Origin of the sequence: Mucilaginibacter sp., from assembly GCF_041663085.1 — a bacterium.
In the GTDB taxonomy this organism is placed as follows: Bacteria; Bacteroidota; Bacteroidia; order Sphingobacteriales; family Sphingobacteriaceae; genus Mucilaginibacter.
In genome coordinates this window covers 30,232-32,786 of sequence record NZ_JBAZRC010000033.1, presented here as the reverse complement: position 1 = coordinate 32,786, position 2,555 = coordinate 30,232, and the positions used below count along the sequence as shown (strand labels likewise).

Annotated in this window: 2 protein-coding genes; one reads left to right on the top strand and one right to left on the bottom strand. The window is 47.4% G+C overall.

All coding sequences use genetic code 11. The features are described from left to right. Positions 1-536: uracil phosphoribosyltransferase (upp, locus tag WC615_RS08960; protein ID WP_372977766.1), on the bottom strand; the 536-nt coding region annotated here is incomplete at its 3' end. Between the two features lie 199 nt (positions 537-735). Here upp and uvrB point away from each other — a divergent pair. Then, a partial coding sequence (gene uvrB / locus WC615_RS08955) for an excinuclease ABC subunit UvrB (protein ID WP_372977768.1) occupies positions 736-2,555 on the top strand: 1,820 nt, incomplete at its 3' end.

Genomic DNA, 2,555 nt, shown 5'->3' with positions numbered 1-2,555 from the left:
AGGTTGGCGCGTACATGGGCAATGCCTTCGGTACTGGCAATAACCGATGCGATATGCAGGGCTTTTAAGTTGTATTGGGCTATTATCTCTTTACAAACCAGTACGATACTTTGCCCGGTGGCCAGCATGGTATCGCACATAATAAGTGTCTTACCCTCCAGGTTGGGGGCAGAGATCTGATCTATCTGAATAGTGAAGGCCCCTGTTTTCTTAACCTTACGGTAAGCCGTTACAAATGCCGATTCGGCACGGTCGAAAAAGTTGATGAACCCCTGGTGAAAGGGTAGCCCGGCGCGCAGTATGGTGGCTATCACGGGCTGTTCAATAGCTAAGTTTATATTGGCTGTGCCCAGCGGGGTTTCTACCTCTGTAGCGCTGTATTTTAAAGTTTTGCTGATCTCGTAGGCCAGTATCTCGCCCAGCCGCTCCTGGTTTTTACGGAAGCGGTATTTATCCTGCTGTATGTTTACATCCCGCAGTTCGGCCAAAAACTGGTTGGCAATGGTATCGGTTTTGTTCAGGATAAAAGGTGTCATAGGGGTAGTGGTTAGCAGCATTAAATATAGCACATTATCTATCGGGATAAAAATAAATTGCCCTTTAAGCCTCTGCTGACATAGGGTTGTCATCCCCTGATGTTTTCTTTGTGTTGATTTGGAACATCAAACGGTCAAAATCGTTATTAACTAATCGCTAACCACTGGTTAACTAACCACTAATCACTATTTTTGAGTAATGGATTTTAAAATAACTTCTCAGTACGTACCCACCGGCGACCAGCCAGGCGCCATCAAGCAACTGGTTGAAGGTGTAAACAACGGCGATCCGTTCCAAACCCTTTTAGGTGTAACAGGTTCGGGTAAAACGTTTACCATAGCCAACGTAATTGAGCAAACCCAAAAGCCAACACTGATACTGAGCCACAATAAAACGCTGGCGGCACAGCTGTATGGCGAGTTTAAGCAGTTTTTCCCCGATAACGCGGTGAACTACTTTGTATCCTATTATGATTATTATCAGCCCGAGGCGTTCATCCCCTCGTCAAACACCTATATAGAAAAAGACCTGCAGATAAACGAGGAGATAGAAAAACTACGTTTACGCACCACCTCGGCACTCATGAGCGGTAGGAGGGATGTGATCGTGGTATCGTCTATATCCTGTATTTATGGTATGGGTAACCCCGAGGATTTTGCCAATTCGGTATTCAAATTCGCGGTAGGTACACGCATCAGCAGAAACGCTTTTTTACACCGGTTGGTTGAGATATTGTACGCCCGCACCACCGCCGATTTTAAACGCGGTACCTTCCGTGTTAAGGGCGATACGGTGGATATTTTCCCTGCATATATGGATTATGCCTACCGTATCAGCTTTTTTGGCGATGATATTGAAGAGCTAAGTACTTTTGATATCACCACAGGCAAAACCATCGAGAAGATGACGCACATGGTGGTTTACCCCGCCAACCTGTACGTTGCCCCGCGCGAGCGCTTCCAGCAATCGGTTTGGGCCATACAGGAAGAACTGGAAACCCGTAAGAAACAGTTTATTGATGATGGCCGCTTTATTGAAGCCAAGCGACTGGAAGAAAGGGTTAATTACGACCTGGAGATGATCCGCGAATTGGGTTATTGCAGTGGTATTGAAAATTACTCCCGCTTTTTTGACGGCCGCCAGCCGGGGATGCGCCCCTTCTGTTTGTTGGATTACTTCCCGGATGATTACCTGATGGTGATTGATGAGAGCCACGTAACAGTGCCTCAAATAAGGGCTATGTATGGCGGCGACAGGTCGAGGAAGATCTCGCTGGTTGATTATGGTTTCCGTTTGCCTGCGGCGATGGATAACCGTCCGTTAAACTTCCAGGAGTTTGAACGCCTTGCCCCGCAAACCATTTATGTAAGCGCAACTCCTGCCGATTTTGAACTGGAGAAATCGGGCGGGGTGGTTGTTGAACAGGTGATACGCCCTACAGGGTTGCTTGACCCTGTTATTGATGTGCGCCCGGTAATAAACCAGGTGGATGACCTGCTTGATGAGGTAGATAAAACCATTAAAATGGGCGACCGTATACTGGTAACCACCCTAACCAAACGCATGGCCGAAGAACTGGCCAAGTATATGGACAGGCTGGGTATCAAATGCCGTTACATCCATTCGGAGGTAAAAACCCTGCAGCGTGTAGAGATATTGCGCGGCTTGCGCCTTGGCGAGTTTGATGTACTGATTGGGATCAACTTACTGCGTGAAGGATTGGACTTACCGGAGGTATCTTTAGTAGCTATTTTAGATGCTGATAAGGAAGGTTTCCTGCGGTCGGAGCGTTCGCTGATCCAAACCATTGGCCGTGCTGCCCGTAATGACAGGGGCCGGGTAATTATGTATGCCGATAAAATAACCGACTCGATGCAGATTACGATGGACGAGACCAACCGCCGCCGCGAACTGCAGATAAGGTATAATACCGAGCATGGTATTACACCACGTACGGTTGGTAAATCGAAAGAAGAGATCATGGAGCAAACCTCTGTTGTCGACTTTAAAGGTAGCGT